The following is a 4,463-nucleotide window of genomic DNA, read 5'->3' on the forward strand; positions in this document are numbered from 1 at the left end:
GGCCAGTACGTCATCGCGGACGGGCCGCTGGACACGGTGCCGGTGTGGCTGCGGGCCGGAGGGGCGGTGGCGCTGACACAGCCGGCGATGCACACCACGGACGCCAACTGGAAGCACCTGGAGTGGCACGTGCACGCGGCGCCGGAGATCCACGGGCGCCTCTACGAGGACGCGGGGGACGGGTACGGGGCGTCGCGGCTCACGGTGCTGCGTGGCGGGCTGGTGGACGGGGTGCTGCGATTGGAGCGGAATGAGACGGGAGCGCTGGCACGGACACGGTCGGAGGAGACGGTGCGGGTGTATGGCTTGGGTTCCGTGCGTCAGGTGGCGGGGGCGCGGGCGCACCGGTTCGAGGAGGGCGTGCTGGAGCTTCAGGTGGGGGCGGACTGGACGCGGCTGATGGTCGAGCCGTAGTGCGGCGTCAAGTCACAGGCACTTCCTTGAACACGACCCCTTCCAGGCCGAGGCGTTTGACGGCTTCGGCGAATCGCTCGGTGGCGATGATGACAGTCGTGTAGTCCTCCAGCCGGAACAAGTCCTGGCCTGCAACGAGAGTACGTCCATCCAGACTCAATGCCTTCGGAAGGCTGCCTCCCTGACGACCACACCGCCCACACGGCCGTTCACGGCCAGAAGGGAAACAACTGTCATGCAATCGGCCATGCGGATGCACCTCGATCTCCAGCAACTCCACCACGGCTTTGGCCCTGAAGCGAAGGTCCATCTCGCTCGTACGAAGCTCAATGCCCTCTTCATCGCGAAGGCGTTCCATCGCATCGCGTTGCATCACAAGGAGCCACGGATACGGCAGATGCAACGCCCCCCATTTGCCCGTCGCCTTTCCGCTGAACAAGCCGAACCCGGCGCCTGGTAGCAGTGGAGCGTCGAAGGGAATCTGGGGACGGAGCATTCGGCGCAGTCGCTCGTACTCCTCGAGCGGCACCTGTCTCGCCTCCGCGAGCTCCTTCCGCAGGGACCACCCGGAAAGATCCACGGACGGATAGGCCTCACCAAGGCCACCACGACTGGCTTCGCACACGGGACAGAGCCCCCCAGGCAGACCCCACCGATGCGACCCATCCAGAAATCCACTGAAACGTGGGCCTTCTGCGGGATGAAGCTCGAAGAATGTCATGAACTCTCCTTCGACTAGCGAAAGTAGTAATAGGGAACAATGGGTCCCATGATGTTGAACTCGATGATCATTCGGGTCAATTGCTCCTGAACTTCCTTCGGAGTCGCGAGCGGATTGTTGCGAGCAAAGTCACGCCAAGCCTTGTTCCATGGGCCGCCTCGTCCACCCGCTCCGTGTAATCGCAGGTGCTCAGCACGCGGAATGATCATCGTGAAGTCATGCACGTTGATGCGCGCCTGCCGATTGAAGAACTCTGCGAGTTCCCGCTCTTGCGGATAGAGATGGTGGCGGACCCAACCCGAACCTGAAGGCTTCCTGCCATCTGTCGGCACAGGGGGTGTTGGATGGTCGTACCAACGGATGACAAAGATGGCATCGCGATCACCGGGCAGGGGCTGAGCACCGCCCCAGTTGCGCCGGGGTCCAAAACCTGGCGCGGACGCTGCCGCGGGTGGCCGGACACCTCCGCCCCGCGCCAACAGCGCGCCAGTGTCCTCGCAGTGGTAGAGCCCGCACAAGTCGTCGGCACAGACGAGCGCCACGCACTTGTCGTCCTCCTCGCAAGCATCCTCTCCTACGGACTCCACCTCATCCCAGTAAACAAGGGCAGGACGCGTTGACGCGCACCCCATCAGGGCCGTCGTCAGGAGCAGGAGCAGCGCGAGAACCCGAGCCTGCGGGCGTCTCATCAGAACGTGCCCGGAGGAAACGGCAGCACGGGCGCGTAGCCACCCGGCTCAATCGCGCCCAGATGCTCAAGCACGGATTCGTAACGTGCATCCCCGGGCTTGATGATGAACAGGGCCTGTCCGACGATCGCCCCCGGAGCCGAAGCGCCCATCCTGAGTTCCAACACCCCATCCGGCCGCAGGTGCGCCGAGCCCACGGGACTGGGGGGCTTGGGTTCGGGCACCTCCGGCATGCCAGGAGGACGGGGAGGACGCGGGGGAACCTTCGAGGAATCGCTCATGGTCATGACTCCGCTGGAAAGCAGTCCTTCACGTCCCAGTACACCGCGCTCCCGCCCTTGAACGTCGGCTCCTGGAGGGACGACAGGACTTTTTCCAGCTGATCCGTCTTGAAGGTCAGCACGACGTTCTCGGACTCCACCAGTTGAAATTCCGAAATGAAGTTCTTCATCACGATCTGGACGTTCACCGCCCGCGAGAGCTTGTTCTCCAATACCGACCGCTTGAAACCCGTGGCAGCCCGCCTGTGACCAAACTCAACCTGGACGTAGTGCATGTTTTTCATCCCAACGGCGCGGTCGCATTTGACAACCCGCCATGCGCAATCCAAGACAGCCGCACCGTCACCACAGCGGCGCCATGTTCTCCACGTACTTGAACCCCGTGCCCGTGTTGAACACGACCACGGACTCCTCCGCCGTCACGTCCCCGGCCGCATGCAGCTTCTTGAGCGCCGCCACGCACGCACCGCCCTCGGGCGCCACGAACAGGCCTTCCGCGGCGGCGATGTCCTTCGTGCCCTGGACGATCTCCTCCTCCGTCACCGACACCGCCGTGCCGTGGCTGTCCTTCACCGCGCGAAGGATGAGGAAGTCACCCAGCGCCTTGGGCACCCGCAGGCCGTGCGCGTGCGTCGTCGCCCCCGGCCACATCGGCGCGTCCGGCTTGCCTTCCGCGTGCGCCTTCACGATGGGCGCGCACCCCTGCGCCTGCACCGCCACCATCCGGGGTCGCTTCGAGCCGATGAGCCCCATCGCCTCCAGCTCCTCGAAGGCCTTCCACATCCCGATGAGCCCCGTCCCACCACCCGTCGGGTACAGGATGACGTCCGGCAGCGTCCACCCGAGCTGCTCCGCCAGCTCGTAGCCCATTGTCTTCTTGCCCTCGACCCGGTAGGGCTCCTTCAGCGTCGCGCACTCGTACCAGCCGTGCTCCTTCGCGAGCCCCGCGCACACCCGCCCCGCGTCGGAGATGAGTCCCTCCACCGTCTCCACGTGCGCGCCGTAGGCCCGCGTCTCCATCAGGAACAACGACGCGATGTCCTTCGGCACGAAGACGTGCGCCTCCATCCCGCCCCGCGCCGCGTACGCCGCCAGCGCGCTGCCCGCGTTCCCCGCGGAAGGCAGGCACACCGCCTGCGCCCCCAGGGCCTTCGCCATCGACACCGCCGCGGACAGACCGCGCGCCTTGAAGGACCCCGTGGGGTTGCCGCTCTCGTCCTTCACGAGCACGTGCTTCAATCCCAGCCACCCGGCCAGCCGGGGCGCGGACAGAAGCGGCGTGAAGCCCTCTCCCAGGCTCAGCCGGTGCGCCGGGTCTTCCACCGGCAGCACCTCGTGGTAGCGCCACATCGAACGCTCGCGCCCGGGCAGCGCTTCGGGCCGCAGCGTGCGGGCCGCGCGCTCCAGATCGTAGCGCGCGAACAGCGGCGCCTGACACGCCGTGCACAGGTTCCACACCGAGCCCGGCGCATACGTCCGGTCACACTTCGTGCAATCCAATCGGAGGACGGACATGCCCCCGACTCTACTCAGTCCTTCAACTCCAGCCATACCGGCGCGTGGTCCGACGGCTGCTTCCCCTTGCGCTCCTCGCGGTCCACGTCGCAGGCCGTCAACCGGGGCACCAGCGGCGCCGTGAGGAACAGGTGGTCGATGCGCACGCCCAGGTTCTTCGGGAACGCCAGCATCCGGTAATCCCACCAGGAGAACTTCTGCTCCGTCGGGTGCAGGTGCCGGAACGCGTCCGTCAGCCCGAACGCGCGCACCTGCTGCAACACGTCCCGCTCCCGCAACGTGAACAGCGTCTGCCCTTCCCACTGCGCCGGGTCGTACACGTCGATGGGGTCCGGGGCGATGTTCCAGTCCCCGCCCAGCACCAGCGGCTCGTCCGGCTTGTGGCGCGTCTCCAGGTAGCGCTTGAGCCGGTGGAACCACTCCAGCTTGTACACATACGCGTCCGAGTCCACCTGCTGCCCGTTGGGCGCGTACGCGCTCACCACCCGCACGCCCCCCACCGTCGCCGCGATGAAGCGCGCGTGCGTGTCATCCACCCCGTCCGACAGGCCCTTCACGACATCCGTGGGCTCCTGCTTCGCCAGGATGGCCACGCCGTTGTACGTCTTCTGCCCGTGCACGGCGGCGAAGTAGCCCGCCTCCTTCACCGCATCGAAGGGGAAGTCCGCATCGGTGCACTTGAGTTCCTGAAGGCAGAGCGCGTCTGGCTGGTGCTTCTTCAACCAGTCCACCAGCCGCTGCTGCCGGGCCCTCACCGAGTTCACGTTCCAGGTCGCGAGCACGAACGCGAGGCAACAGGCGGAAGGGATGCGGAACATGGGAGCCAATCCGGGGTGGAGGTTC

The 4,463-nt window shown here is 66.1% G+C and carries 6 protein-coding genes and 1 pseudogene; 1 reads left to right on the plus strand and 6 read right to left on the minus strand.

Annotation, left to right across the window (positions count from 1 at the left end):
* A pseudogene (locus D7X74_RS39935) lies at positions 1-414 on the plus strand (alpha-glucosidase); the annotation flags it as partial.
* 7 nt (positions 415-421) lie between these two features.
* On the opposite strand, the gene D7X74_RS39940 reads toward D7X74_RS39935, so the two are convergent.
* The 6 genes from D7X74_RS39940 to xth form a co-directional block, all read right to left on the minus strand.
* Positions 422-1,135 (minus strand): double-CXXCG motif protein, encoded by a 714-nt coding sequence (locus D7X74_RS39940; protein ID WP_120538178.1) that lies wholly within the window; start codon positions 1,133-1,135, stop codon positions 422-424.
* Between the two features lie 14 nt (positions 1,136-1,149).
* A complete protein-coding gene (locus D7X74_RS39945) occupies positions 1,150-1,824 on the minus strand; it encodes a TIGR02269 family lipoprotein (protein ID WP_120538179.1) in 675 nt (224 codons plus the stop codon).
* Positions 1,824-2,105 carry a hypothetical protein gene (locus tag D7X74_RS39950; RefSeq protein WP_147446863.1) on the minus strand — a complete coding sequence of 94 codons (282 nt, stop codon included), beginning with the start codon at positions 2,103-2,105 and terminating at the stop codon, positions 1,824-1,826. The genes D7X74_RS39945 and D7X74_RS39950 overlap by 1 nt, the downstream gene beginning before the upstream one ends.
* 2 nt (positions 2,106-2,107) lie before the next feature.
* Positions 2,108-2,380 (minus strand): hypothetical protein, encoded by a 273-nt coding sequence (locus D7X74_RS39955; protein WP_147446864.1) that lies wholly within the window; start codon positions 2,378-2,380, stop codon positions 2,108-2,110.
* Positions 2,381-2,447: 67 nt separating this feature from the next.
* A complete protein-coding gene (locus D7X74_RS39960; RefSeq protein ID WP_120538182.1) occupies positions 2,448-3,620 on the minus strand; it encodes a threonine synthase in 1,173 nt (390 codons plus the stop codon).
* A gap of 14 nt (positions 3,621-3,634) precedes the next feature.
* On the minus strand, positions 3,635-4,438 hold the full coding sequence (gene xth, locus D7X74_RS39965; protein WP_120538183.1) for an exodeoxyribonuclease III: 804 nt from the start codon (positions 4,436-4,438) through the stop codon (positions 3,635-3,637).
* Positions 4,439-4,463 lie beyond the last annotated feature (25 nt).

It is taken from the genome of Corallococcus sp. CA047B (assembly GCF_003612065.1).
Lineage (GTDB): Bacteria > Myxococcota > Myxococcia > Myxococcales > Myxococcaceae > Corallococcus > Corallococcus praedator.

What these genes read in the sequence shown, in the direction of transcription:
- D7X74_RS39940 (WP_120538178.1), bottom strand. Translation starts at nt 1,135, where the DNA reads ATGACATTCTTCGAGCTTCATCCCGCAGAAGGCCCACGTTTCAGTGGA.
- D7X74_RS39945 (WP_120538179.1), bottom strand. Translation starts at nt 1,824, where the DNA reads ATGAGACGCCCGCAGGCTCGGGTTCTCGCGCTGCTCCTGCTCCTGACG.
- D7X74_RS39950 (WP_147446863.1), bottom strand. Translation starts at nt 2,105, where the DNA reads ATGAGCGATTCCTCGAAGGTTCCCCCGCGTCCTCCCCGTCCTCCTGGC.
- D7X74_RS39955 (WP_147446864.1), bottom strand. Translation starts at nt 2,380, where the DNA reads ATGCACTACGTCCAGGTTGAGTTTGGTCACAGGCGGGCTGCCACGGGT.
- D7X74_RS39960 (WP_120538182.1), bottom strand. Translation starts at nt 3,620, where the DNA reads ATGTCCGTCCTCCGATTGGATTGCACGAAGTGTGACCGGACGTATGCG.
- xth (WP_120538183.1), bottom strand. Translation starts at nt 4,438, where the DNA reads ATGTTCCGCATCCCTTCCGCCTGTTGCCTCGCGTTCGTGCTCGCGACC.